Consider the following 25447-nt stretch of genomic DNA (forward strand, 5'->3'; position numbering starts at 1 on the left):
TTATCGCCCTGCACTCCCGCAAGCTGGACAGGAATGAGGCGCGAGCCGATGGACGCACGAACCGGCAGATCGGACAGGCATACAGGGGCCATGGCTGACGCTCATTGTTGTTATTGCCCGTCCGGCTGGACGGGTCGAGCAACAGTACGAAGAGACGTAGAGCCGTTCAATTCGATAATCGCCACAGTGGGCGGTTAGCGAACAGGGAATGCCAGAGGCCGGCGAAAGACCGGCCAGCCTCCCCAGACTCAATGGAAAAGCCGCGTACCCAGCTCGCGACTGGCCTCCAGCAGCACCGGCAGGAAGCGCGTTTCCAGCTCCTGGCGCGACACGCGGCCGGCGTGGGTGCCAACGTTCAGCGCGGCCAGCACCTGGCCGGCGGAATCCTTCAGCGGCACGGCGATGGAACGCAGGCCGACCTCCAGTTCCTGATCGATGATCACCCAGCCCTGCTGGCGGATCTCGGCGATGCTCGCGCGGAGCATTTCCGGGGTGTGCACGGTGCGGCTGGTCTTCACCTGCAGGTCGGCGTGGGCGAGGTAATCCTCTAGCGCGTCGTCGTTCAGCCCGGCGAGCAGGATGCGACCCATAGACGTGCAATAGGCCGGCAGGCGGCTGCCGACGCTCAGGTCGACCGAGATCAAGCGCTGCGGCGTGGCCGAGCGGGCGATATAGAGAATCTCGTCGCCTTCCAGCGTGGCCATGGAGCAGGCCTCGTGCAGTTGCTCGCTCAAGCGGTCGAGGATCGGCTGGGCGGTGACCGCCAGGGGCGTCGAGGACAGATAGGCGTGACCGAGGGTCAGCACCTTGGGCAGCAGCGAATAGGTGCGACCGTCGGAGGTCACGTAGCCGAGCTTCATCAGCGTGTGCAGGCAGCGGCGCACGGCGGCGCGCGGAATCTCGGTACGGTGACTGATCTGCGCGATGGTCAGGTGGCGCTTGCGCTCCTGGAACGCATGGATCACCGCCAAGCCACGGGCCAGCGAAGTCATGAAATTCGGGTCGCCGGTGAAGGCTTCGATGCGCTTGGCGGGCGAAGCGATGATTGGCGGCGCGAGGGGCGGCAGGCTGGCACGGGGAGCGTCGGTCATTGTTGTTGTCCTGGCAGGCGAATTTCGGGCGATTATCGACACGCGCGGGCGATTATCGCAACACGGCTGACCGATTATCGAACAGAGCTTCTCCCCACCCGGAAATGCCCCTCCTTCGCCTGAGCGTAGGAGCGGACTCCATCCGCGATGGCTTCCCGCTGGCACTTGGTGTAGGGGTTGGTTCGCGAGCAAGCTCGCTCCTACGAAAAGCGCGGCGGCACGGACCTGTAGGACCGAGGGGAGCGCCTAGCCCTTGCTCGCGAACATACCTTGCCAAGCCCGCTCGCAGCCTCTACAGCGGCTCCAGCTTCAACTGCCGCAACCGGCTCAGTGTGCGCGAGAAGTCCAGCGCCGCCCCGCCCGCCGCCAGCTCCTCCAGCGACACCGTGGCGAACAGCTGCAGCTTCAGCTGCCGGTCATAGGCGATGTCGATGAAATTGAGGAAACGCATGCTCACGTCCGGCGGATAATCCGCCAGCGGGCCGAGACCGCTCACCGCCATGCGCGGGTAGTGTTCGATCAGCCACAGATAGTCGCTAGCCGAGCGCGGGCGTTCGAACATCTCGCTGAAATCCATCCACGCGCAGTGATCGTCGTGGGCGTGCACCTTCAGCGGGTGGTGATTGACACTGAGCACCTCGTCGAACTTGGCGTCCACCGCCAGCCCCAGGCGTGAGCCGATCAGCTCCAGGTCATCGGCACGAGCCGGCCAGAGGAAGCTGCCCCACTCTTCCAGCGAAGTGCTGTGCTCGCGGTAATCCTGCCCGGCATCCACCGAGATCACCTCGAAGCGTTTTTCGATCAGCTCGATGGCCGGGCGGAAGCGCTCGCGGTACAGCGGATTCGGACAGAGATTTTCCGGCTCGTAATTGGACGTACAGACCAGGCCTACACCTTCGTCCACCAGCACCTTCAGCATCCGCCCCAGAAGCATGGCGTCACCGATGTCGTGCACGTGGAATTCGTCGAAGCACAGCAAGCGAGTTTCTTCGGCGATTGCGCGGGCAACGCGCACCAGCGGATCGGACTGCCCGGTAATCGCCAGCATGCGCCCCTGCAATTCCTGCAGGAAGGCATGGAAGTGCACTCGGCGCTTGGCCTGGGTCGGTGCGGCGGCGAAGAACTGGTCCATGACGAAGCTCTTGCCGCGCCCTACTCCGCCCCACAGATAGACGCCGGCGACCGGCTTGCGCAGGAAGCCGTGGCGGCCGGCGAGGAAGTCGTCAAGCCAATTGGCGAGGTGGTCCACCGCCGCAGTCTGTGCCTCGTCCGCCCGATAGCCGCGCTCGTCGAGCGCGGCAGCGAAGTGCCGCCGGACACGGTCGGCGACCGGTTCGGCGGATGTCTCGTGAAGTCGTGTATCAGAAGTCAAAGAACACCGTTTCCGCATTTCCCTGGACGCGGATATCAAACCGGTAAGCGAGCCTCCCGTCCACCTCGCAACGCTTTGCAATGAGGGTTTGCCGACGTTCGGGCTGCTCGATGAGGTTCAGGACCGGGTCCACGGCGTTGGCCTGCGCCTCATCTTCGAAGTACAGGCGGGTCTGCAGGTGGATGTTGATGCCACGGGCAAACAGCGAGACGTTGATGTGCGGCGCCATGGGCACGCCGGCGGCGTTTTTCACCACGCCGGGCTTAATGGTCTGCACCTGCCACTCGCCGGCATCGAAGGTCGTTGCCGTGCGTCCGAAGCCATTGAAAGGCTTTTCCAGATCGTAGGCCGTGTCGTACACACCCTCGTGATTCGCCTGCCACAGCTCCAGGAAAGAATCGCGGATCAGGTGGCCGTTGCCGTCATAGACGTGACCGATCAGCAGGATGTGTTCGCCGGGCGTGCCGGGCTTGGCCATCTCGCTCCAGATTTCCTGGTCACGGGCGGGGTTGCCGGCGGCAGACAGCGCCAGGCCGATGTGCACATAAGGGCCGGCAGTCTGCGAGGGGGTTTCCGGCAGCAGTTCGATAGGCATGGTCGGTCCTCCTCACTTGTTCTCGAAATGGGTCTTGCGTTGGCCGCGCAGCACGATGTCGAAGCGGTAGGCCAGGCAGTCCATGGGGTTGGCGTTACTCATGTCGAGCTTCGCGATCAGCGACTCCACCGCGTCCGGGTTGGCGATGGACTTGACGATGGGGCACATCGGGATCAGCGGGTCACCCTCGAAGTACAACTGGGTGATCAGCCGCGTGGAGATCGACGGACCGCTGATGGAGAAGTGGATGTGCGCCGGACGCCAGTCGTTCGGGCCGTTGCGCCACGGGTACGGACCGGGCTTGATGGTGCGGAAGATGTAGCGCCCTTCGCTGTCGGTCAACACCCGGCCGACGCCACCGAAGTTCGGATCCAGCGGCGCAAGATAGCGGTCGTTCTTGTGGCGATAGCGGCCGCCGGCGTTGGCCTGCCACATCTCCACCAGGGTATGTGGCACCGGTTTGCCGTACTGGTCCATGACCCGGCCGGAGACGATGATGCGCTCGCCGATGGGCAGGCCACCGTTGTTGAAGTTGAGCAGCAGGTCGTTGTCGTGCTCACCCATCTTCAGGTGCGAGAAGTCCGGGCCGCTGGTTTCGGAGACCGATTGCGGAATGCTCACCAGGGCCTGGCGCGGGGACCGGGCGATGGAGGTTTTGTAGTCGGGCGTGAGGGCTTTGGGGTGCCAGTTTCGGTCACGAATGACGAAGCGGCTGTTTTCCGCGTCGGACATGTCGGTCTCCTCTTGTTGGATTTATCGGAGCCTGTTGCATCAGGCAGTGCGGCGGAGTGTCGCCCGCATGCCCGGTGCCGAAAACTGAAAAGATGCTCACAATCCATAACCATTTAGTTATGGATAAGCACCCTCGCGGTACGCTTCGCCGACCTCACGCAGCACCTCCAGGCACCAGTGCGCACCCAGCGAAAGCGGCAACGTCGAGTTGCTGCACACCCCTACCGAACCGCCCGGTTCCTGTACGTCCAGAGGCAGTTCGACCATCTCGCCGGAGCGCAGGTCCAGGCGCACCGAATCCAGCGGGGCGATCCACAGCGCGTCGCTGGTCAATACATAACGGCGGCTGAGCACCGTGGACAGGGTTTCCAGCCGGCGACGGGGCTGGCCGAGGCCACTTTGCACCAGCAGGCTGTCGGCGGACTTGCGGATGGTGGTGCCGGCCAGTGGCATCACCAGCGGCCAGTCGTCGAGCGCCGAGGGCGGCAGTGGACGGCCCAGCAGCGGATGGCCGGCGCGGGCCACCAGGGTCATGGATTCGCTGTACAGATGCTCGAAGGCGAGGCCCTGGATCTGCGGGCTTTCAGTCATTCGGCCGACCACCAGGTCCAACTCGCCCACCCGCAGTTGCGAGAGCAGATGCGCGCTCGGCCCGGTCACCACGCTGACCACCAGCGCCGGGTGGCGCTCGTGCAGGCGCCGCACCGTCTCCGGCATCAGCAGGCTTTCCACGGTAGAGAGCACGCCCAGGCGCACCGTGCTGGAGGCGTACTCACCGCCGCGCAGGCTGTTCACGCCGTCGCGCAGCGCCTGCACGCAGGGGCCGGCGTAGCGCAGGAAGGCCACGCCGGCCTCGGTCAGGCTGGCGCCGCTCTTGCCGCGCTCGAACAGACTGGCTTCGAGCAGGTTCTCCAACTCCTTGAGCGTCTTCGAGATGGCCGGCTGGCTCACCGCGAGGGCGTCCGCCGCGCGGGCCAGGCTGCCTTGGCGGGCCACTTCGAGGAAACACACCAGGTGGCGGAACTTGATACGCGAATCGATATTCATGGCAGCTCAACGCGGCTCGCGGAACGCGCGGGGTGAAACCCCGGCGTAGCGCTTGAAGAATCGGGAGAAGTAAGCGGGTTCGGAGAAGCCCAGGCTGTCCGACACCTGCTGGATGGTCATGGCTGTGTACACCAGGTTGCGCTTGGCCTCCAGCAGCAGGCGCTGATGGACCATCTGTAGGGCGGACTGCCCGGCCAACCGCCGGCACAGCGCATTGAGGTGCGCGGCGCTGATACCCAGCGCCGCCGCGTAGTGCTCGATGGGACGGTGTTCGCGGAAATCCTGTTCCAGCAGGCGGGAGAACGCATGCATATGCTCGACGCCGCGATCCTGCTGGCTCGCCTTCGCGCGGGCCTGTTCCAGTGCCTGGCGGCTGAGCCAGACCAGCAGCATATTGAGCAGCGACTGCAGCATCAGGTCGCGACCCGGCGCCTGCCGGGCGTACTCAACGTCGATGGACTCGAACAGCGCATCCAGCTGGCGCTTGCCATCGCCCACGCTAAAGCACGCCGGCTGCTCCAGCACCGGGCTCTGCAGCAGTCCGCCAAGCTGCTCGGCCAGCGGCAGGCCCATGCTCAGCACCCAGCCCTGCACGTCCTCGGCAAAGCGGAAGCCGTGCACCGCGAGCGCCGGCGTGACCTGCAGCGAAGCCTCGCGGACCAGCGTCACCCGCCCCTCCACTTCCAGCTCCGCCGCGCCCGATTGCACATAGAGCAGTTGCACCAGGTCCACGTGCCGGTGCGGGCGGATTTCCCAGTCGTGCAGGCGGCTGCGCGAGGCGATGGATTCGCAGTGAATCAGGTCCGGCGTCGGCCACACCGTCGTCTCGCCATAAAGACGGAACACCGGGACCGGCGTGTCAGTGCGTTGTTCGATCACCGCCCACATCCATGAAAAATCCAAGAATACTGTTGGAAATTACCTTCAAAGGCCGATCCCATCCACAAAAAATGCAGGAGACAAAAACAACAGCGCTCTCCAAGGAGCCACCCATGAAGACTCAAGTCGCCATCATCGGCGCCGGCCCCGCCGGCCTTCTGCTTGGCCAACTGCTGCACAAGGCTGGCATCGACACCGTGATCCTCGAACGCCAGGCACCTGACTACGTACTCGGCCGCATCCGCGCCGGCGTGCTGGAACAAGGCACCGCCGACCTGCTGCGCGAAGCCGGCGCCAGCGCCCGGATGGACGCCGAAGGCCTGCTGCATGACGGCTTCGAACTGGTGCTCAACGGCCGCCGCGAGCGCATCGACCTCAAGGCCCTCACCGGCGGCAAGCAGGTCATGGTCTACGGCCAGACCGAAGTTACCCGCGACCTGATGCAGGCCCGCGCAGCCAGCGGCGCGATGAGCGTGTACGAAACCGCCGACGTGGAACTGCATGACGTCACCAGCGAAAAGCCCTACGTCACTTTCACTCATCAAGGCGAACACGTGCGCCTGGACTGCGACTACATCGCCGGCTGCGACGGCTTCCACGGCGTGGCCCGGCGCAGCATCCCCGCCGAGCGCCTGAGCGTCTTCGAGCGCGTCTACCCCTTCGGCTGGCTCGGTCTGCTCAGCGATACCCCGCCGGTCAACCACGAACTCATCTACGCCAGCAGCGAACGCGGCTTCAGCCTGTGCAGCCAGCGCAGCGCCACACGCAGCCGCTACTACCTGCAGGTAGGGCTGGAGGAGAAGGTGGAGGACTGGTCCGACGAGCGCTTCTGGGGAGAACTCAAACGCCGTATTCCCGAAGACGCCGCGCGCCAGCTGGTCACCGGCCCGTCGCTGGAAAAGAGCATCGCCCCGCTGCGCAGCTTCGTGGTGGAGCCACTGCAATACGGCCGACTGTTCCTGGTCGGCGACGCCGGACACATCGTCCCGCCCACCGGCGCCAAGGGCCTGAACCTTGCCGCCAGCGACGTCGACGCGCTGCAGCGCATCCTGGTAAAGGTCTACGGCGAAGGCCGCACCGACCTGCTGGAACAGTATTCGCCCATCGCCCTGCGGCGCATCTGGAAGGCCGAGCGCTTCTCCTGGTGGATGACCTCGATGCTGCACCAGTTCCCCGACAGCGACGCCTTCACCCGGCGCATGCTGGAGACCGAGTTGGACTACTTCCTTGGTTCCGAGGCCGGCCGCACGACCATCGCGGAGAACTATGTCGGCCTTCCGTTCGAGGAAGTGATCTAAACCCCCTTCCGGGTCGTAAGCCCCGTAGGGGGCATAACGCGCCAGCGTTATCCGCCGTTCAATAGCCGGCGGATAACCTGTTCCAGGTTATTCGCCCTACGAATTTGCCCAACGTCCACATACGGCCGCCGCAGCGAACCGCCCCCCTTCGCGAGCAAGCTCGCTCCTACGAAAAGCCCCACCAACTATCCTTACCTCTCCAGCCACGCCGCTCGCCGCGACACCGCCGGAGGCCGTCATCGACCCGGACGAAGCGAACTTCCTCAGCTACCTGCTTGCCGAAAGCGGCGACGGCGACGCGCGCGCCTTTGCCACGCTGTACCGCAACACGGCGTCGCGTCTCTACCCACTGGCGCTGAAGCTGAAGACCGACCAGGCAGAAGCCGATGCCCTGCTGGTCGACACCTTCCTCCACGTCTGGACCGACGCCGACCGCTACCACCCCACGCGCATCGCCGCGCTGGACTGGATGATCACCCTGCTCTACCAGCTCGCCGAGCACCCTTCCCCGCCACCCAGCGACGAACCCTGGCCAGAACTGCCACCACCGGACGAACTCTGGCCCGCCATCCACGCGCGCATTCCCAATGACGAGGCAGACAGCCCCGGCCTGCGCTGGCCGCTGATCATAGCCAGCGTGGTCGGCGTACTGATCGGCGCGGCGATCTGCCTCAGCCTGCTGTTGGAACTGCGGCCCGCGTCCTAGGCATTCATCTGAAAGGCGATGGGTATCGCTGCCGCCACACCTAAATTCCCCGCGAAACCGCAAACACCCCCATCTAGGCCCCGTAACCCGCCATAAAAACCCTGAATTCCGTACGGCATCACCTTGCCAAGCCGCCGCGTACTTGGCATAAACGTCCGATTCTATTTCGCACACATAACAAGGAAGTTTCGATGCGCATTATCGGCCGCGTCCTACTTGCAGTCCTGCTGCTGCTTTTGCTCATCGTGGGCCTCGTCGCCTGGTACACCGCGCACCCCAATCTTCCCGAGTATTCCAAGCCGGAGAAGATGGTCCACCTCGACCAGTGGAGCCCGGCGGACCGCGAAACCTACTACTACACGCCCCAGGGCACCCAGGTGAAAGGCCTGCGCTATGACTGGTTCACCCACCTCGAGCAGCCCTTCAACAAGGACAAGTTCGCCAGCCCCGAGAACCTCGCGCGCTTCGGCTTCCTGATCGAGCCCGAGCAGATCGGCCGCGACGCCGACGACACCCTGGCGGCCACCTCCAAGAACCCTGGCAACCTGCCGGTCGGCTTCGCCCGCCACCAGGACGGCGAGACCGGCACCTGGTATCTGGACATCACCTGCTCCGCCTGCCACACCGGCGAGCTGCGCTACAAAGGCACCGCCGTGCGCATCGACGGCGGCGCCGCCATGCACTCCATCGCCTCCACCGTGCCGACCCTGCGCGGCGGCGCGTTCGGTCAGGCACTGGGCGCCAGCCTCGCCTCCACCTACTACGTGCCGTGGAAGTTCGACCGCTTCGCCAAGGGCGTGCTGGGCGACCGCTATCCCAAGGGCAAGGCCGCGCTCAAGCGCGACGTGCGCAACGTGCTCGGCACCCTCGTCTCCACCGCCTGGAACGACACCCACCGCGGCCTCTACCCGACCCTGGAAGGCCCCGGCCGCGCCGACGCCTTCGGCCGCATAGCCAACAGCGTGTTCGGCGACGGCATCGACGCCTCCAACTACCGCGTCGCCAACGCCCCGGTGAACTACCCGCAGGTGTGGGACATCTGGAAATTCGACTGGGTGCAGTGGAACGGCTCGGCCATGCAACCCATGGCGCGCAACATCGGCGAGGCCCTCGGCGTCGGCGCCACCCTGCGCATGTTCGAAAGCGACGGCAAACCGGTGATGGGCGATGAGCGCTACGCCTCCAGCGTGCGCCTGCGCGACCTCTACACCCTCGAGGAAACCCTCAAGCAGCTCAAGCCGCCGGCCTGGCCGAAAGACGTGTTCGGCGAGATCGACCTGAAGAAGGCCTCCCAGGGCCGCGCCCTGTTCCAGGCCAACTGCGTCTACTGCCACGGCCCGCACGTGAAGGAACCCGGTGCCAAGGACTACATCGCCCCGGCCCGCGTGCCCGAGTGGCGCATGAAGATGGTTCCCACCAGCGAGATAGGCACCGACCCCACCACCGCCGACAACATCGCCGACCACACCTTCGACGTGCGCTCGCTGAAGTGGAACCTGGAAGAGCTGAAGAACATGAACGTGCAGCTCTACCCCGAGAGTAAAGAGCAGCCGGACCTGTCGAAGATCTCCGCCGCCAAGGGCCTGGCCTTCGTCACCGCTTACGTCGAGCAGCGCGCCTACCGTGACGCCCACATCAGCCCCGAGCAGCAGAAGGAAATGAACGGCTACGGCCTCGACATCGGCGTGCGCGAACTACGTGCCTACAAGGCCCGCCCGTTGGACGGCATCTGGGCCACCCCGCCCTTCCTGCATAACGGCTCGGTGCCCAACCTGTTCCAGATGCTCTCCCCGGTGGCCGAGCGCGACAGCCAGTTCTGGGTCGGCAGCTTCGAGTACGACCCGAAGTACGCCGGCTACCGCACCGAGCGCTTCCCCGGCGGCTTCCTCTACAAGACCAGCGTCACCGGCAACAGCAACGGCGGCCACGAATTCCGCGACGGCTGCCGCAAGGACGGTGTCATCGGCCGCGCCCTCTCGCCGGAAGAACGCTGGGCGCTGGTGGAATACCTGAAGGTGCTGGGCAACTCCGAATACGAAAACCGCCTCGATCCGAACGTCCCCACCCCGCCGTGGACGCCGGGGCCGAAGTGCGAATGACCTGCGCCGGATTGATCTTCGTAGGAGCGAGCTTGCTCGCGAATAGATTCCCCGGCAGCTCCGGCTCCGGGCGGGTTCGCGAGCAAGCTCGCTCCTACTAGTGAAGGCCAAATCCTAACCACCACCGAAACACCGAACCCATCCCCTCTCCCTTCAGGGAGAGGGCTAGGGAGAGGGAAACGCCCGGCACCAGGCCCACCTCGCTGCACCCGCAAGGGCCAGGGAACGGAATCCCCTCCATAAAAAGAACACGAAAGGACCCCGTGCCATGCGCTCCCTGCTCACCCGCATCTGGCTCTTCTTCGGCAAATGGCTCGGCCGTCTGCTGCTCGCCGTCGCCGCCATCGGCCTGCTCGGCTGGGGCCTTGGCAGCCTCTACTACGCTTGGAAATTCTCCGGCCCCGTTTCCGCCCAGGAGGAAATCCCGCCGGGCGAAGCCCAGCTCACCCAGGCCATCATCGAAGACGCCGTGCGCATCGTCGAACAGCACCGCGACAACACCCGCGTGCTGCGTGATGCCCACGCCAAGGCCCACGGCTGCGTGAAGGCCGAAGTCACAGTCGCTGGCGATATAGCCCCCGGCCTGCGCCAGGGCGTGTTCGCCGAACCCGGCCACAAGTGGCAGGCCATGGTCCGTTTCTCCAACGGCAACGCCTACCCGCAGTTCGACAGCGCCCGCGACGCCCGCGGCATGGCCATCAAACTGCTCGACGTCCCCGGCGCCAAGCTGATGCCCGGCAAGGGCCACGACACCGAACAGGACTTCGTCATGTTCAACCACCCGGTATTCTTCGTCCGCGACGTCGCCGAGTACCGGCAGAACTTCGCCGCGCAAGCCAGCGGCCAGAAGGTCGCCGCGTTCTTCCCCAGCTGGAAACCCAGCACCTGGGAAATCCGCCACCTGATCATCGCCCTGCAGACCCTCGCCCCCGCCCCCGACAGCCCCTTGCAGGCCGACTACAACGGCATCGCCCCGTACAAGCTGGGTGAGGAAAACAACATCAAATACCGCGTCATCCCGCTGAGCGAAGGCTGCCCGGCCTACCAGCTACCCAAGCTCAACGAGAAACTGCCCAACTTCCTGCGCACCGCCATGTACCAGCAACTCTCGGTCGACCGCGTCCCCGCCTGCTTCGCCCTGCAAGTGCAGAAACAGGACCCGAGCCACTACATGCCCATCGAAGACGTCAGCGTCGAATGGAGCGAAAAGGACTCCCCCTTCCAGACCGTCGCCACCGTCAGCATCCCGCCCCAGGACTTCGACAGCCGCGAGCAGAACCTCGCCTGCGACAACCTCTCCTACAACCCCTGGCACGCCCTGCCGGAGCACCGGCCGATTGGCGGGATCAATCGGTTGCGGAAGGCGGTTTATGAGGCGGTGAGTGTTTATCGGCATCAGAGGAATGGGGTGGGTGGGGAGTAAGGCTGCACGAAGATATTCCGATGCAGCAAGGAGGCAGGGAGCAACATAAAGAACGAAACAACAAGCCCGCTAACGTGCGGGCTTGTTGAATCAAAACCACTTAGCTCAGCGAGTCTTGCAAACGTCTAATTCTGCCTGCGTCTTCAGCTCAGTCTCGATACCTAGTCGATACTTACAGTAATCACGTACCGTAGTACGTTCTAGTGGACTCAACTGATCAAGAGGCTTATCGTCCGCATCGCTGGCAAAGAGATTTACAAACTCAACCTGCAACGAAGGATATTTCTTTATAAAGAAGACATGCTTATTATCCTCGGCCCAGCGCGTATTGTAGAAAGCCACATATAAATGGGCCACGCACAGTATCAGAAGGAGAGCGACAAGCCTTTTCATGACGTCGGCGGCGGCAGCAAAATCATATCCTTGCGAATACTCTCACGACACGCTCCTATTTAATTTCAACATCAGCTTTTCTTGAATCCAGGCAGTCCATTGGCGGCGCGCCATTCCTTCACTACTCGCGTAACGTCAACTGGCGATCCGCTAGAACCATTTTCAGGGTAATAGATCAAGTCTGTACCGTCCGGATGCCCAGTTAACTCACAGAACTGATCCAGCAGAACATCAAGCACGTCATCAGTAGGAGATTTGTTTTCGACTAAAATTTTCTCTATAAAACTGACAAACTCAGCTTCTGTAAAGTCAGTGATTTTGTTTTTCATTACCCATTCCTATGAATATCAATATGAAATTTAGGAGTGACAACGGTGAGATTATCAACATCATAAACCCTGCCACCTTGGGCCACTTCATCTATATGGTGCAATTCAAAAGAGCTTCGCTTTCCCGCTCTATCTTTGTATCGAACCTTAGGGGCTTTACCTTCTCGCATACGATCAACATTATTTTCTACGAACTGCCCTGTGAGCGAAGAGCTACGGGCTACGGCCTTCCATAGAGCACGCCTGAAACTATCGAAAGAACTATAGCTTTTCCCCCTAAGTTGATCCGCCACCTCTTGGGGAATCGGAGAGCCAAGCCCTTCACCAGCTCCGACCAACCAGATACCAGAAACATCCTTACCAACACCCGTCACCGTACCCGGATCATGCCGGGCGTTCACCACGATATAGAGCGGTTTAATCCCAGAGCCAGCCGGGAACACTAGGATGAAATCCCGATATTCCGGCGGATAGATTGGATTGACGATGAGATTATCCGTCTGCTCAGTCGGCGGATAAATAGTGATTTGAGGAGCCTGCGGAGCAGCATCCAGAGCAGGAATGCCAAGCGTGTCAGCGGGGTTGGCGGCAGGTGTCCAGATCAGCTCAACGCCACCACCAAAATCAGCCACCATCTGGCTGCCAATTTGGGCGAACTGAACGACCGGGATTATTTCCCAATCGCGACGCAACTCCGTGTTATAGCCATAGCCCTTCAGCGTGCCATCCGGCTGTGTTTCCACACGAATCCGCACACGAGTTCGGGCCTGCTTCATCGAGCGCAGTTGTTCTTCTGTATAGAGCGCACTATCACCCAAGCTCGACGGCCAGAGCATCGCCACTACACCCAGCAATGCTCCGCCGACCACACCGCCCGAGAGTATGCCACCGCCAACGACTCGGCCGCCTGCACCAGTAGCGACACGGGCACCAGTGCCCAGCGCTCCTCCGGCAGAAGCTACATCGCAAAGCCCGCCACAGGATACTCCTGGATCAGCGGCAACTCCGCGCAAAGTGAAACTGCCAATTCCGGAGGGAACATTCCCGCTGATTTTCTTGAGCGGAAGCGATCCGCTGTCATCGACCTCCCGACCACCCAACAACACCAGATTACCAAAGTCCCTGGCGGAGTCGATGGGAAAGGCCCCCGAAGACCGGCTGTAATCGATCACCGAGTCAGGCAGCTTGCAGCACTTAGCAAACACGGAAGCAGTCTTTGCCTGGGACGGCTCCGACGTGAAGGACCTAGCAACAGGGGTAGGGGCTGGCGCAGGAGCGATGAAAGTCCGGGCCGGAATGGAGGCAAGCGTAGGAACGGCCGGCGAATCCGTATATTGCGTGGTTGAACCGTAAACCACGTGGTCCGGGCATTTGCATAGCACTCTGTCACCCGTGGCTACATAGGGCTGCGATTCGGACCATTCATAGGCTGTTCCGTTGATAGGAAACGTGCCCTTGCACTTGCCGCACCGTGCAAGGTCGCCTCTCTGGGCAATAGGTCTATTACCTTCGAACCACGTGGCCGTGGCCGATATCACTTCACCGTAAGTGGTTTTGTCTCCAAGACAGGCAAGCGCTCTCAATCAGAGTCCCTCCTCAATGGCGCCGATCAAACAATCGGGGACTTCGGACCGTAGCGATCGCCCATCAACGCCGTATGTAGGACCGGTCTCAAACTCCCCGCGGAGAACTCTGCCGCTGACTTCAAAAATGCATGCCCTTGACTACTGAGATCCAAGCTCCCTACCCTCCACCCGCCCCGTGAAACCGACGGGGCCGGGATTAGCAGCCCGAAACTCCCAAAGACTCGGTAATGCCCCGGCATTTCCCGACGATTGCGTTCGTCTGGAGATCGCCTCTTATGGCGGCCGCATAGGGAGACCTTCGGGTCTGCCGATGTCTTTGGGAATCGGTACTGCTAACCCCGTGCGGCTCGCCTCCATTACCGATTAGCAGCGGCCGGTGGCGAATTCTTGGACAATCCCAAAGGTTTACCACCATGGACGATCTACCCTTCCCCACCCCACTCCTCTTCCTCCGCAATCGCCGCACCTTGCGTGCCCTGCTGATCGACGATCAGGTCTGGTTCATCCTCTCTGACTTCTGCCGTGTGACGGGCTACCCGCACGAAGACCGCATGGCCATGCGCCTGGCGGATGACCAGATTCGCCAGGAGCGGCTGCTGACCGAGGACGGGCTGGAGCTCGACTACGTGCTGATCAGCGAATCCGCCGTGTACCAGGCGCTGGTGCTGTTCAACGTGCCGGACTTCGGTTCGCTGCGGCGCTGGATCAGCGGCACGGTGGTGCCGCAGGTGCGCAGCCAGTTCAACTCCGCCGGCCCGCGCCATGTGCAGCTGCAATTCGAACGGCAATGCCTGCGGGTGCTGGATTGGCAGGATGACCTGTGGGTGAGCTTCGGCGACCTGCCGCGCGTGCTCGGCGGGCGTTCGCCGATTGCCGGGCGCACCGGCTGGCGCGGTTGGGCGAAAAGGTTGCGGACGTAGGGCGCATAACGCGGCACGCGTTATCCGCCGTGACGCTGTGGCGGCGGATAACCGCTTCGCGGTTATTCGCCCTGCGGGCTCACAGAAAATACCGTTCGTAGGATGGCGTGGAGCGCGGCGATACCCATCAATGCCTGGGCGCCGACAGCATGGATATCGCTACGCTTCACCCATCCTGCTGGTGCGTCACGTCGCGGTGGCGTCAGAGCTGCCCGCCCAGCTTCAGCAGGGTCATTATGAGCCCGCCGATGGTCATGAAGGAGGCTAGCAGCGTGCCGAGGATCAGCGGGACGACGCCGCCCGGCGAGACGTAGGGCGTCACTTCCAGCAGGAAGCCGGAGCGGATGTGATACGGGGTCAGGCAGGTGATCCGGTAATCGCCGGGGTCGCTGCAGTGGAATTCGCCGAGGGGATTGCTGGCGTTGCCGCCCATGTCGCTGCGGCGCACGGTGAAGACGTTGAAGCGGCTGCACGCCTCGTAGGGCACGGGGTTGCCGGTGGCGCAGGCAGTGACGGCGAAATCTGCGTCGAAGTGCGCGGTACCGGTGACGACGGTAAAGGGCGGGAAGACGATATTGACCACGTAGCGCCCCGGTTGCGGCAGCGTCACCACCTCCGCGTGGGCGGGGTCGGCCCAGCGGTAGCAGAGGTCGGGTGCGATCACCCGGCGCAGCCCGCCGATGCAGCGGATCAGCAGGTAGCCGCCGAGCAGCATCACCAGCGGTGCGCTCCACAGCAGAGTCGAGGGTTCAAGGCTCATGGCGGGGTGTCCTGCCTGGGTTGAGGGCGGCGGGCATCTCAGCAGTGCCATCTTTCAATATCGCGCATGGGCGCTGCGCGGCGGTGGTGCAAGGTGATGCGCCGTGGAAGCGAGACGGCGGATAACCGCTACGCGGTTATTCGCCCTACAGGGGGATTTCCGACCGGCAACGGTGCTAGGCGTCGGCCAGCGGGCGCGGCTTGTTGACGTACTTGAAGGTGCCCGAAGCGGTCGCAACGACGACGCCCTGGCTGTTGCGCAGCTCGCCCTCGCAGAAGGCGATGGAGCGGGTGTGGTGCTGGACCTTGCCGTGGGCTTCCAGCACTTCGCCGACTTCGCCGCCGGGGCGCAGGAAGCTGGTCTTCATCTCCACGGTCACCACGCCGCGATAGGCTTCGTCGGCATCGCTGGCGCTCAGGGCCATGGCGACGTCGAGCAGGGTCATGATCAGGCCACCATGCGCGTTGGCCCAGCCATTCACATGCTGCGGTTCGACGCGTATGACCAGGCGGCCCGGCCCGTTTCCGTCTTCCGCCGGAGCGTGGCGGAACTGCAGGAAATCGAGCATGGGAATGGCGATGCCACGGTGGGCGGTGTAGAGCTCGAGCTGGTCGATATCGAGGGACATGGGGCTTCCTGGTGCACGAGTGAGGCCAGGCGATGTTCCCCGCTCCGGCCGGCGGATCGCAAGCCCGAAGTAGCTTCATGCATGACAGGAATGCTCGCCAATTGCAGCACTCAGGCGAACAATCGGCACCGCTCGCCCCGGGTGGTCAACGTGACCGGCGGGTGCTGTTCTTCTTTTCGCTCTGGCGCTCGACGGCCTGGACGAAGAGTTCCTCGACCAGCAGGGACTGGATGGGCGCGCGGGTTTCCAACGACAGACTCATCGATTCCAACTTCTGGTTAACGCCGAGGCGGGCGATGCCGCACAGCAGGATGCGCTGGGCGCCGAAGATGCTGCCCTTGTCGACCAGAACTTCACGAGGTTTTTCGCCGTCCAGGTAGCTGACCTTGAGGGCGATGGCGGTGTCGTCGCGCACAGCCAGGTTGAGCCAGGTGGCGACGTTGAACTCGACCACCCAGCCCAGACCGGTCTTCTTGGCCACGGCTTCACGGACCAGATGAGCGGGAACCGGACCCAGGGGGGTGCTGTGGTTTTCCATGGGGCTACTTCTGACTGCAGGGGGTAGAGCGAAATGCACTATCGGAAGACTCGATTTTATGTGAAGCAGTTCAAGTTTTCAGTCGGATTTTTGTAAGACAACCGCTATTGAGTATGCGTGACGTTACAGAAGCGAGCCGCTCTGGAATGCGACTCTGCTGCCTGAATGAGCTGAAGGAAGTGCCGCGGTAGCTACGGAATACCGAATACGGTCCGACGAAATGAATGAGAGGGCTCGTCGTCACGCAAGGCCGGTCCGGCGCCATGCCGAATCGACCTTGCCGTGTCTCCTTGGCTGGCGCAGGCGCCAGTGAGGCCGGGCCCTGGGGCCCGCTTGCTCAGGCCACGCCAGCAAAAATGCGGGGCCTGTGTTCGCCCGAGCGGTTCTTGCGCACTTCCCGGCGCTCTCTGAAGTCCAGTTCTTCCGGGGCGTCCATGCGTTCCCGCAGGTCTTCGATGACCTGCGGGGTCAACAGCTTGCGATGTCGAGTCATACGCACCTCCTGCGTGCTGATGCCTCATTAATTGGACTAGCACGCGGGTACGAAGATTCAACATCCAGGCGGGACGGATTGACCAAACGGTCAGGCGGGCGAGGTGTAGGAACACCACGCGAAAGTGACATGGCTGACGAACAACCTGTAGGAGCGAGGGGATGCCATCGTTACTGCTCGCGAACGAGTTCCCCTGCAGCGCCAACGTTGAGCTGTTCGCGAGCAAGCTCGCTCCTACAAAGAGCCTGTACCACGGCGTACAACCACGAACGCTTGTACGTCTTACGAATCAACGCAATTCGTCGATCAGGTCCGCCACCGTCACCAGCACCGCTTCCGCCAGCACCTTCGAACGCGCCCCGCTCCACCCGGTGCGCGCATTGGGCGACAGGTTGTGGTCCTTGAACGGCATCTCCAGAGTCAGCGACAGGCAGTCGTAGGTACGGCCGACGTGGTTGCAGGCCAGGGTCAGGTTGGCCTGGCCGGGAGCGTCCTTCGGATAACCGTGCACGCTCTGGAATTCGCCGTTGGCTTCCAGACGCTCGCGGAACAGGCTTTCCAGGCGCTCCAGCCGCGGCGTGAACTCCGGGTTGCCTTCGCAGCCGGCGGCGAACACGAAGGGGATTTCCTCGTCGCCGTGTACGTCGAGGAATAGGTCCACGCCGTATTTGGCCATCTGCTGCTGGACGAACAGCACTTCGGGGCTTTTCTCGGCGCTGGGCGCGGCCCAGGCGCGGTTGAGGTCCTTGCCGGCGGCGTTGGTGCGCAGATGGCCGTGGAAGGCGCCATCCGGATTCATGTTCGGCACCAGGTAGAAGTCGGCGCGTTCCAGGAGACGCTGGACTTCGACGTCGCTGGATTGCAGGCGCTCGATCAACCCTTCCATGAACCACTCGGCCATGTGCTCGCCGGGGTGCTGCTGGGCGATCAGCCAGATCTTGCGCGCGCCTGCCGCGCCTTTACCGATGCGCAGCAGTGGCAGTTCGCGGCCTTCGAGGCTGTGGCCGGTGGCGAGCAGTTCGGCGCCATTGTCCTGGGCGCGCTTCACCAGTTCAGCGTGGCGTTCACGGCTGTAGGGCTCGAAGTAGGCGAACCAGGCCTGGGGCTGCTCGGCATCGAGGCTGAAGTGCAGGCCGTTGGAGTCGTAGGTGCTGGGCACACGGAACCAGTCACGCTGATCAAACGAAGCCACGGCGTTGTAGCCCGGCCAACCGCCGGTGTAGCTGGAATCGGGCGTGTTGGTCAGGCTGAACTGGTACTGCTGGCCGGGTTCGAGGCCCTCGGCCTTGAAGTGGAACCACTGGAAGTGCGGGCTTTTGGTGTCCGGCCGCAGTGCCAGACGCACGTGGCGCGGGTCGCTGTCGTCGATGACCTGGATGTTGCCACTGTCGAAATCGCAGTCGATCTTCATGAATTCTCCGTAGGCGCACGAACCTGAGGCGCCAAAGCCCCACATTTTCGCCCTCCCCGCCGCTCCTGTCATGTTCGCGTGACTTGTGCCGCCACATACATTATGTTCGTAATATAAATCAGGTAACGCTATTCCCAGGCCCTGTGCTGGTGATCCGGCGGGCACGGACTAACCTCGAGTCACCCCTTTTCCAACTGCGGAGAACACTGCATGAGCGCATACGATGTGATCGTCATTGGCGGCGGCCCCGGTGGCTACAACGCTGCGATTCGCGCGGGCCAGCTAGGTCTGAAAGTCGCCTGCGTAGAGGGCCGGGAGACCCTGGGCGGCACCTGCCTGAACGTCGGCTGCATGCCGTCCAAGGCGCTGCTGCATGCGTCCGAGTTGTATGAGGCGGCAGCCGGCGGCGAGTTCGCCAACCTCGGCATTCAGGTCAAGCCCAAGCTGGACCTGGCGCAGATGATGAAGCAGAAGGCCGAAAGCGTGACCGCGCTGACCAAGGGTGTGGAGTTCCTGTTCCGCAAGAACAAGGTGGACTGGGTGAAGGGCTGGGGCCGCATCGACGGGCCGGGCAAGGTCGAAGTGACCGGCGCTGAAGGCAGCAAGACCACGCTGACCGCCAAGGACATCATCATCGCCACCGGCTCGGAGCCCTCCCCGCTGCCGGGCGTCGAGGTGGACAACCAGCGCATCCTCGATTCCACCGGCGCGCTGTCCATCCCCGAGGTGCCCAAGCACCTGGTGGTGATCGGCGCCGGCGTCATCGGCCTGGAGCTGGGCTCGGTATGGCGCCGCCTGGGCGCGGAGGTCACAGTCATCGAGTACCTCGACCGCATCTGCCCCGGCATGGACCTGGAAACCGCCAAGACCTTCCAGCGTGCGCTCACCAAGCAGGGCATGAGCTTCAAGCTCGGCTCGAAGGTCACCCAGGCCAAAGTCAGCGGCAAGCAGGTGACCCTGAGCGTAGAGCCGGCCGCCGGCGGCGCGGCGGAGTCGATCGAGGCCGATTATGTATTGCTCGCCATCGGCCGCCGCCCCTATACCCAGGGGCTCGGGCTGGAGAGCGTGGGGCTGACCACCGACCAGCGCGGCATGCTGGAGAACCACGAGCACCGCAGCAGCGTGCCGGGCATCTGGGTGATCGGCGACGTCACCTCCGGCCCGATGCTCGCGCACAAGGCCGAGGACGAAGCCATCGCCTGCGTCGAGCTGATCGCCGGCAAGGCAGGGGAAGTGAACTACGACGTGATCCCCAGCGTGATCTACACCCACCCGGAAGTCGCGACCGTGGGCAAGACCGAGGAACAACTCAAGGCCGAGGGCCGCACCTACAAGGTGGGCAAGTTCCCCTTCACCGCCAACAGTCGGGCGAAGATCAACCACGAAACCGAGGGCTTCGTAAAAGTGCTGGCGGACGAGCGCAGCGACGAGATCCTCGGCGTGCACATGATCGGGCCGAACGTCGGCGACATGATCGCGGAGTACTGCGTGGCGATGGAATTCCGCGGAGCCGCCGAGGACATCGCACGCACCTGTCACCCGCATCCGACCCGCTCCGAGGCATTGCGCCAGGCAGCGATGAATGTGGACGGCTGGGCCATGCAGGCCTGACCGCCCGTCGCCTCTGACGAGCGGTAGGTGCGGCGCGACAGCGCACCCATCCTAGCGCTGCAGACCACGGCAGACGGGGCCTGCAGCGTTTAACATGGATTAATTTGCGACTACTTTGTGTACAAACGCGACATAGGCTGTGACTTTCTTCGACTCTGAAACCATCAATTGCGTGAACGAACACGAAAGTGGATGAACCGCTTTCGCCATCTTCGCAATGGATTACCGCAGAGAGATCACAACCATGCATGCGACTCTTCGTTTCAACGAGGCTCTGCTGATCACCGGACGAGCCTTCCAACCCTTCCACTGCGTGACCTGGGTTGACCAAGGGGGCGACGGCAGCCTCGACCTGTCCGTCCTGGATCGTACCGGTGCCCGTCTGCTGGGCCTCACCCGCATTCCCAGCTCCGCCTACTCCGACCCGGAGCAGCTCGAAGGCCTACTGAACCAGGCACGCGACGAACTGAACCGCGAAGGCTACCGCCTGCAGGAATGGCACATGCCCGCCTGATCGACCGACAGGTACCCCGTTGAAGCCCGGCCCGCGCCGGGCTTCTTCGTTTCCGACGCCAGCCGTCGGCCCCCGCTCAATTTCCCGCCTCCCATGCCGATAGCAGATTATCGGTTGTCGTCCGGGCTCCATCGTTTCAGCTTCGAATCCGAACCCTGGCTTTCCGCTCGTCAGAATCCGCTCTCGTGGCGCGGGTTTCGCGGGCGCCACGACCGACAATGATGGCAATTTGCATCCATCCGGTGATTTGCTTCGCACTGACTCCCCAGTCTCGTCTTCCACCGGGCCTTCGGCACGCAGTACGGTCTTCGTTCAATGCTCGATCTGCAGCGATATTTCTACAGCGGCGACACCCCTTCGCTGCTGGTTTTCGGCGAGCACAACCCGGCGCTGGTAGCGCTATCCATCCTCATAGCCATCTTCACTTCGGCCATGGCTCTGCAACTGTCGGGCGTAGCGCGGCTGGCGCGCAGCCCGTTCTACCGTCAGTTGGCCATCGGCACCGGCGCGGTGGCGTTGGGCGGCGGCGTTTGGGCGATGCACTTCATCGGCATGCTGTCCTTCCAGCTCTGCGCGGCGGTGCGTTATGACCCGCTGATTACCCTTCTCTCCGGCCTGCCGAGCCTCTTCGCCTCGTGGATCGCCCTTAATCTTCTGGCTCGGCGCAACGTCAGCCGCCTACAGCTGATCGGCGGCGGCATTCTGGTCGGCGCCGGCATCGGCGCCATGCATTACAGCGGTATGGCGGCGATGCAAATGGCCCCGCTGCTGCGCTACAACCCGTGGATGTTCGCCCTGTCGATTCTCGTCGCCGTGGTCCTTGCAGTAATCGCGCTGTGGGTGCGCTTCGGCCTGCGCGGGCGGATGCGGCCGAACCTGACGATCCTGGTCAGCGGCATGGTGATGGGCCTGGCGATTGCCGGCATGCACTACACCGGGATGGCTGCAGCGCGCTTCGTCGGCAGGGAGGAGTTCGGCGTGCCGCAGGGCGTGCAGGGCAGCTTCTACCTGGCGATGGCGGTTTCCATGGCCACCATCAGCCTGAGCATCTGCGTCGCCGCGGTGAACGGCCTGCTGCGCTACCGCCAGCTGTTCCAGGAACTGCAGCGCCGGCGCAAGCACCTGGATTCGCTGCTCGACGCCGCCGTCGAGGCCATTCTCACCATCGACCACAGCGGCGTGATCCGCTCGGTCAACCACGCCGTGCTGCGCCTGTTCGGCTGGCACCCCCACGAACTGGTCGGCCAGAGCATGCAGGTGCTGATGAACGAGGCCTACGGGCAGCAGTTCCGCATTGCGCTGGAGAACTACAAGCGCAGCGGCGAGCGCCAGTTCCACAACTCCGAATTGGAGCTGGAAGGCCTGACCCGCGACGGCCGTGAATTCCCCGCGCGGGTCAGTCTTGGCGTCACCGACCACGACGGCAAACCCTGGTTCGTCGTGTTCGTCGCCGACATCAGCGAGCGCCGCGTGATGGAACAGGCCCTGCGCACCAGCGAGGAACAGTACCGCTCGCTGATCCGCAACATGCCCGGCATCGCCTTCCGAGTCCTGCCGGACGACGTCTGGAGCATCCTGTTCGTCAGCGACGCGGTCGAGGCCGTCACCGGTTGGTCGGCACAGGACTTTATCGACCGGCGCATCACCTTCGGCGAGCTATATCACCCCGATGACCAACCGGCGGTGAACGAAGAAGTCCGTCGCGCCATCGCTGAACACCGCAGCTATGTCGTCGAATACCGCCTGTTCGATCGCAGCGGCGCGGAGCATTGGATCTGGGAAGGCGGCAGCGCCTGCTACGACGAAGCCGGCAAGCCGCAGTGGATCGACGGCGTACTGCTCGACCAGACCGAAACCAAGCTGCTGAGCAACGAGTACGAAGGCAAAGTCACCGCCATCGGGCGCGCCATGGCGCTGATCGAGTTCGACCTGGACGGCCGCGTGCTCGCCGCCAACGAGAACATCCTCGAACTCTTCGGCTACACCGAAGCCGAGGTGCTGGGCCAGCACCACAGCCTGTTCTGCCCGCCGGACATCGCCGCCAGCGCCCGCTACCAGACGTTCTGGCAGGGACTGCGCGACGGCGAGTACAGTGCCGGCGAATACCGCCGCCTGGCCAAGGACGGGCGCGAAGTGTGGATCCACGCCACCTACAATCCGATCCTCGACTTCGACGGCAAGCCGGTGAAGGTGGTGAAACTGGCCACCGACCTCACCCCGCGCCGCGTCATGGAGCAGGAACTGCGCAGCGCCCGCGACCGCGCCGAACAGGCCGCCGCCGCACGCAGCAGCTTCCTCGCCAACATGAGCCACGAAATCCGCACGCCGATGAACGCCATCATGGGCTTCACCGAACTGCTGCTGGATTCGCCGCTGGAAGAAAACCAGCGGCGCTACCTGACCACCGTGCAGAACGCCTCGCGCTCGCTGCTGGGCCTGCTCAACGACATCCTCGACACCGCTAAGCTCGACCGTGGCGCCATCGAACTGGAAGCCCTCGACTTCTCCCTGCCTGAGCTGTGCGAGCAGGTCTGCGCGGCGCTGCGACTGTCCGCCGAACGCAAGGGCCTGAGCCTGCAGATCGACTACGGCCAGCGGGCCGGCGAGTACTTCCAGGGCGACCCGCTGCGCCTGCAGCAGGTGCTGACCAACCTGCTGGGCAACGCGGTGAAATTCACCGAGCGCGGCGAAGTGCGACTGGTCATCAGCGGCGAACCCGGCGCCCTGCGCCTGGCCATCCGCGACACCGGCATCGGCATCGCCGCCGACCGCCTGGAACGCATCTTCGACCCCTTCGCCCAGGCCGACGCCTCCATGAGCCGGCGCTTCGGCGGCACCGGGCTGGGCACCACCATCTCCCGCCAGTTGGTGGAACTGATGGGCGGTCGCATCACCGTGGAAAGCGAAGTGGGCCGCGGCAGCGTGTTCACCGTCGACCTGCCGTTGCCGGCCGGGCGCAGCGTGCAACCGACGGCCCGCAGCCACGCGCCGAGCCTGCCACCGCTGCGCATTCTGGTAGCCGACGACGTACCGCAGAACGTAGAGCTGCTGGAGCTCAACCTGCGTCGCCTGGGCCACCTCCCGCACAGCGTCGGTGATGGCCACGCCGCCGTGGAAGCCTACAGCGCACAGGGCTTCGATCTGATCCTGATGGATGTTCAGATGCCCGGCATGGACGGCCTGGAAGCGACCCGGCGCATCCGCAGCATCGAACAGGAACGCGGCGTGGAAGCCGTGCCAATCATCGCCCTCACCGCCAGCGTGCTCGACCGCGACCGGCAGAACGCCCTGGACGCCGGGATGAACGGTTTCGCCAGCAAACCGCTGGAGCTGGCCGGCCTGCTGGATGAAATGGCCCGCCTGCTCGGCACCGCGCCGGCGGTTCGCAGCGCACTAGCCAGCCAGCCCGCACCGCTGGCGACCCTGGACTGGAACGTCGGCGCGCGCCTGTGGGGCGGCCCGCTGCCCATGGCTCGGGCCATCGCACGTTTCCTCGATGAACAAGAAGCCAGCCTGATCACTTTGGAAAACGCCGTGAACGATAGCGACCGCGCTGCCGTCACCGCCCTCGCCCACCGCCTGCGCGGTGCCGCTGCCAACCTCGCACTGCCGCGTCTGGCCGGCGCCATCGGCGCGCTGGAGGACGCCGCCGACCACGGTACAGCCGAGCAGCTGGGAACGGCATTGGAGCGGGTCCGCGGGGAGTTCGCCACCGTCCGCGAATCGGTGCCATTGGTGCCGGAAGCGGTTGCCGAAGCCGTAGGCCAGGCCGTGGGCGAAGCCGCCTCGCAGGACCTGCGCGACGCGCTGCAAGCTCTGCAACTGGCCCTCTCTCGTGGCGGCCTGGACGACCAGGCACTGGAACGCCTGCGCCTGGGTACCGCACAGGGCGAACACCGCGAGGCCTTCGAAGCCCTGCGCTACGCCATCGACGATTTCGACTTCGACCAGGCCCTGGAATGGGTCTGGACCCTCGGCACCCGCCTGGAGCAAGCATGACCCTGACCGCCCACGATCATCGGCCCTGTCTGCTGCTGGTGGACGACGAAGCCACCAACCTCCAGGTGCTGCGCCACATCCTGCAGGACGATTACCGTCTGCTGTTCGCCAAGGACGGCGACAAGGCCCTGGAACTGGCCAACCGAGAGCGCCCCGACCTGGTCCTGCTGGACGTGATGATGCCCGGCATGACCGGCTTCGAGGTCTGCCAGCGGCTCAAGGCCGAGCAGGCCACCAGCGCTATCCCGGTGATCTTCGTCACCGCCCTGGCGGATGTGCCGGACGAGGCCAAGGGCTTCGAAGTAGGCGCGGTGGACTACATCACCAAGCCGGTCAGCCCGCCTATCGTCAAGGCCCGCGTGCGCACGCACCTTTCGCTGGTGAGCGTGGAGGAGCTGCGCGAGACGCGCCTGCAGATCGTCCAGCGCCTGGGCAAGGCATCCGAGTACAAGGATAACGAGACCGGCCTGCACGTCATTCGCATGAGCCACTACGCGCACCTCCTGGCACTGGCTGCCGGCTACTCGGAGAAGGCCGCCGACGACCTGCTCAACGCCGCGCCCATGCACGACGTGGGCAAGATCGGCATCCCCGACGCCATCCTGCAGAAGCCTGGCCGGCTCGACGAGCGCGAATGGAAGGTGATGCGCCAGCACCCGGAGATCGGCGCACGGATCATCGGCGAACATGACTCCAATCTGCTGCGCCTGGCCCGCAGCATCGCCCTCACCCACCACGAGCGCTGGGACGGCACCGGCTACCCGAAAGGTCTGCGCGGCGAGGAGATTCCCATCGAGGGGCGCATCGTCGCCATCGCCGACGTGTTCGACGCGCTGACCAGCGTGCGCCCCTACAAGCCGGCGTGGAGCATCGACGAGGCGGTGGAACTGCTGCGCCGGGAGAAAGGCAACCAGTTCGATCCCGATCTGGTGGAGCTGTTCCTTGGCTGCCTGCCCGACGTTCTCGCCGTGCGCGAGCGCTGGGCCGACGCTGGCTGAACCTCGGCTCGCGCAAATCCTGCTT

The 25447-nt window shown here is 63.8% G+C and carries 22 protein-coding genes; 9 read left to right on the forward strand and 13 right to left on the reverse strand.

The annotated features are described in order from the left end of the window. Nucleotides 1-248: 248 nt before the first annotated feature. The 6 genes from IB274_RS18555 to IB274_RS18580 form a co-directional block, all read right to left on the reverse strand. Nucleotides 249-1091, reverse strand: a complete 843-nt coding sequence (locus tag IB274_RS18555; protein WP_017519476.1) for an IclR family transcriptional regulator — start codon at nt 1089-1091, stop codon at nt 249-251. Nucleotides 1092-1383: 292 nt separating this feature from the next. Next, nucleotides 1384-2463 carry a cell division protein ZapE gene (zapE, locus tag IB274_RS18560; protein ID WP_192433539.1) on the reverse strand — a complete coding sequence of 360 codons (1080 nt, stop codon included), beginning with the start codon at nt 2461-2463 and terminating at the stop codon, nt 1384-1386. Then, nucleotides 2453-3058 (reverse strand): protocatechuate 3,4-dioxygenase subunit alpha, encoded by a 606-nt coding sequence (gene pcaG, locus IB274_RS18565; RefSeq protein ID WP_192433541.1) that lies wholly within the window; start codon nt 3056-3058, stop codon nt 2453-2455. Before pcaG ends, zapE begins: the two co-directional genes overlap by 11 nt. 12 nt (nt 3059-3070) lie before the next feature. Next, nucleotides 3071-3790, reverse strand: coding sequence for a protocatechuate 3,4-dioxygenase subunit beta (gene pcaH, locus IB274_RS18570; RefSeq protein WP_192433543.1), 720 nt, complete (start codon nt 3788-3790; stop codon nt 3071-3073). A gap of 117 nt (nt 3791-3907) precedes the next feature. Beyond that, nucleotides 3908-4837, reverse strand: a complete 930-nt coding sequence (gene pcaQ, locus IB274_RS18575; RefSeq protein WP_192433545.1) for a pca operon transcription factor PcaQ — start codon at nt 4835-4837, stop codon at nt 3908-3910. A 6-nt stretch (nt 4838-4843) separates the two neighbouring features. Further along, nucleotides 4844-5713, reverse strand: coding sequence for a helix-turn-helix domain-containing protein (locus IB274_RS18580; RefSeq protein ID WP_401090810.1), 870 nt, complete (start codon nt 5711-5713; stop codon nt 4844-4846). Nucleotides 5714-5829: 116 nt separating this feature from the next. Between IB274_RS18580 and pobA the strand changes: the two genes are divergently transcribed. The 4 genes from pobA (at nt 5830) to IB274_RS18600 (ending at nt 11242) form a co-directional block, all read left to right on the forward strand. After that, entirely contained in the window at nt 5830-7014 is a 1185-nt protein-coding gene (gene pobA, locus IB274_RS18585) for a 4-hydroxybenzoate 3-monooxygenase (protein ID WP_192433548.1), read from the forward strand. 469 nt (nt 7015-7483) lie between these two features. Further along, nucleotides 7484-7720, forward strand: a complete 237-nt coding sequence (locus IB274_RS18590) for a hypothetical protein (protein ID WP_192433550.1) — start codon at nt 7484-7486, stop codon at nt 7718-7720. Nucleotides 7721-7911: 191 nt separating this feature from the next. Continuing rightward, nucleotides 7912-9819, forward strand: coding sequence for a di-heme-cytochrome C peroxidase (locus tag IB274_RS18595; protein WP_192433552.1), 1908 nt, complete (start codon nt 7912-7914; stop codon nt 9817-9819). Between the two features lie 268 nt (nt 9820-10087). Next, nucleotides 10088-11242 carry a catalase family protein gene (locus IB274_RS18600; RefSeq protein ID WP_192433554.1) on the forward strand — a complete coding sequence of 385 codons (1155 nt, stop codon included), beginning with the start codon at nt 10088-10090 and terminating at the stop codon, nt 11240-11242. Nucleotides 11243-11706: 464 nt separating this feature from the next. Here IB274_RS18600 and IB274_RS18605 read toward each other — a convergent pair whose 3' ends face one another. Further along, the gene (locus tag IB274_RS18605) at nt 11707-11964 is read right to left on the reverse strand and encodes a bacteriocin immunity protein (protein ID WP_192433556.1); all 258 of its coding nucleotides are present in this window, start codon (nt 11962-11964) and stop codon (nt 11707-11709) included. After that, nucleotides 11964-13244 (reverse strand): S-type pyocin domain-containing protein, encoded by a 1281-nt coding sequence (locus IB274_RS29705; protein ID WP_412548435.1) that lies wholly within the window; start codon nt 13242-13244, stop codon nt 11964-11966. The genes IB274_RS18605 and IB274_RS29705 overlap by 1 nt, the downstream gene beginning before the upstream one ends. A gap of 719 nt (nt 13245-13963) precedes the next feature. Between IB274_RS29705 and IB274_RS18615 the strand changes: the two genes are divergently transcribed. After that, nucleotides 13964-14470, forward strand: a complete 507-nt coding sequence (locus tag IB274_RS18615) for a BRO family protein (protein ID WP_192433558.1) — start codon at nt 13964-13966, stop codon at nt 14468-14470. Nucleotides 14471-14672: 202 nt separating this feature from the next. Here the strand turns inward: IB274_RS18615 and IB274_RS18620 are convergent, their stop codons facing one another. The 5 genes from IB274_RS18620 to IB274_RS18640 form a co-directional block, all read right to left on the reverse strand. Next, entirely contained in the window at nt 14673-15230 is a 558-nt protein-coding gene (locus tag IB274_RS18620; RefSeq protein WP_192433560.1) for a hypothetical protein, read from the reverse strand. A 175-nt stretch (nt 15231-15405) separates the two neighbouring features. Then, a complete protein-coding gene (locus IB274_RS18625) occupies nt 15406-15858 on the reverse strand; it encodes a PaaI family thioesterase (RefSeq protein ID WP_192433562.1) in 453 nt (150 codons plus the stop codon). A 145-nt stretch (nt 15859-16003) separates the two neighbouring features. Then, a complete protein-coding gene (locus IB274_RS18630; RefSeq protein WP_192433564.1) occupies nt 16004-16396 on the reverse strand; it encodes a hypothetical protein in 393 nt (130 codons plus the stop codon). Nucleotides 16397-16733: 337 nt separating this feature from the next. Next, nucleotides 16734-16889 (reverse strand): hypothetical protein, encoded by a 156-nt coding sequence (locus IB274_RS18635; RefSeq protein ID WP_192433566.1) that lies wholly within the window; start codon nt 16887-16889, stop codon nt 16734-16736. A 289-nt stretch (nt 16890-17178) separates the two neighbouring features. Further along, nucleotides 17179-18300 (reverse strand): M14-type cytosolic carboxypeptidase, encoded by a 1122-nt coding sequence (locus tag IB274_RS18640; RefSeq protein WP_192433568.1) that lies wholly within the window; start codon nt 18298-18300, stop codon nt 17179-17181. A 210-nt stretch (nt 18301-18510) separates the two neighbouring features. Here IB274_RS18640 and lpdA point away from each other — a divergent pair, with 210 nt between their 5' ends. The 4 genes from lpdA (at nt 18511) to IB274_RS18660 (ending at nt 25422) form a co-directional block, all read left to right on the forward strand. Next, nucleotides 18511-19911: a dihydrolipoyl dehydrogenase gene (gene lpdA, locus IB274_RS18645; protein ID WP_192433571.1), complete on the forward strand. Its 1401-nt coding sequence runs from the start codon at nt 18511-18513 to the stop codon at nt 19909-19911. Nucleotides 19912-20155: 244 nt separating this feature from the next. Continuing rightward, a complete protein-coding gene (locus IB274_RS18650) occupies nt 20156-20425 on the forward strand; it encodes a hypothetical protein (protein WP_026079120.1) in 270 nt (89 codons plus the stop codon). 315 nt (nt 20426-20740) lie between these two features. Continuing rightward, nucleotides 20741-24424 carry a PAS domain S-box protein gene (locus IB274_RS18655; protein ID WP_192433573.1) on the forward strand — a complete coding sequence of 1228 codons (3684 nt, stop codon included), beginning with the start codon at nt 20741-20743 and terminating at the stop codon, nt 24422-24424. Then, complete coding sequence (locus tag IB274_RS18660; RefSeq protein ID WP_192433575.1) at nt 24421-25422, forward strand: two-component system response regulator; 1002 nt, start codon at nt 24421-24423, stop codon at nt 25420-25422. Before IB274_RS18655 ends, IB274_RS18660 begins: the two co-directional genes overlap by 4 nt. Nucleotides 25423-25447: the final 25 nt, after the last annotated feature.

The sequence above is a fragment of the Pseudomonas sp. PDM18 genome (genome assembly GCF_014852585.1).
Lineage (GTDB): Bacteria > Pseudomonadota > Gammaproteobacteria > Pseudomonadales > Pseudomonadaceae > Pseudomonas.

Bases quoted from the DNA above. Each gene is read 5' to 3' on its own strand.
- pcaQ (WP_192433545.1), bottom strand. From the start codon at position 4,837: ATGAATATCGATTCGCGTATCAAGTTCCGCCACCTGGTGTGTTTCCTC.
- pcaG (WP_192433541.1), bottom strand. From the start codon at position 3,058: ATGCCTATCGAACTGCTGCCGGAAACCCCCTCGCAGACTGCCGGCCCT.
- pcaH (WP_192433543.1), bottom strand. From the start codon at position 3,790: ATGTCCGACGCGGAAAACAGCCGCTTCGTCATTCGTGACCGAAACTGG.
- IB274_RS18660 (WP_192433575.1), top strand. From the start codon at position 24,421: ATGACCCTGACCGCCCACGATCATCGGCCCTGTCTGCTGCTGGTGGAC.
- IB274_RS18640 (WP_192433568.1), bottom strand. From the start codon at position 18,300: ATGAAGATCGACTGCGATTTCGACAGTGGCAACATCCAGGTCATCGAC.
- IB274_RS18650 (WP_026079120.1), top strand. From the start codon at position 20,156: ATGCATGCGACTCTTCGTTTCAACGAGGCTCTGCTGATCACCGGACGA.
- IB274_RS18620 (WP_192433560.1), bottom strand. From the start codon at position 15,230: ATGAGCCTTGAACCCTCGACTCTGCTGTGGAGCGCACCGCTGGTGATG.
- IB274_RS18630 (WP_192433564.1), bottom strand. From the start codon at position 16,396: ATGGAAAACCACAGCACCCCCCTGGGTCCGGTTCCCGCTCATCTGGTC.
- pobA (WP_192433548.1), top strand. From the start codon at position 5,830: ATGAAGACTCAAGTCGCCATCATCGGCGCCGGCCCCGCCGGCCTTCTG.
- IB274_RS18655 (WP_192433573.1), top strand. From the start codon at position 20,741: ATGCTCGATCTGCAGCGATATTTCTACAGCGGCGACACCCCTTCGCTG.
- IB274_RS18590 (WP_192433550.1), top strand. From the start codon at position 7,484: ATGATCACCCTGCTCTACCAGCTCGCCGAGCACCCTTCCCCGCCACCC.
- IB274_RS18600 (WP_192433554.1), top strand. From the start codon at position 10,088: ATGCGCTCCCTGCTCACCCGCATCTGGCTCTTCTTCGGCAAATGGCTC.
- IB274_RS18625 (WP_192433562.1), bottom strand. From the start codon at position 15,858: ATGTCCCTCGATATCGACCAGCTCGAGCTCTACACCGCCCACCGTGGC.
- IB274_RS18635 (WP_192433566.1), bottom strand. From the start codon at position 16,889: ATGACTCGACATCGCAAGCTGTTGACCCCGCAGGTCATCGAAGACCTG.
- IB274_RS18595 (WP_192433552.1), top strand. From the start codon at position 7,912: ATGCGCATTATCGGCCGCGTCCTACTTGCAGTCCTGCTGCTGCTTTTG.
- IB274_RS18605 (WP_192433556.1), bottom strand. From the start codon at position 11,964: ATGAAAAACAAAATCACTGACTTTACAGAAGCTGAGTTTGTCAGTTTT.
- lpdA (WP_192433571.1), top strand. From the start codon at position 18,511: ATGAGCGCATACGATGTGATCGTCATTGGCGGCGGCCCCGGTGGCTAC.
- IB274_RS18615 (WP_192433558.1), top strand. From the start codon at position 13,964: ATGGACGATCTACCCTTCCCCACCCCACTCCTCTTCCTCCGCAATCGC.
- IB274_RS18555 (WP_017519476.1), bottom strand. From the start codon at position 1,091: ATGACCGACGCTCCCCGTGCCAGCCTGCCGCCCCTCGCGCCGCCAATC.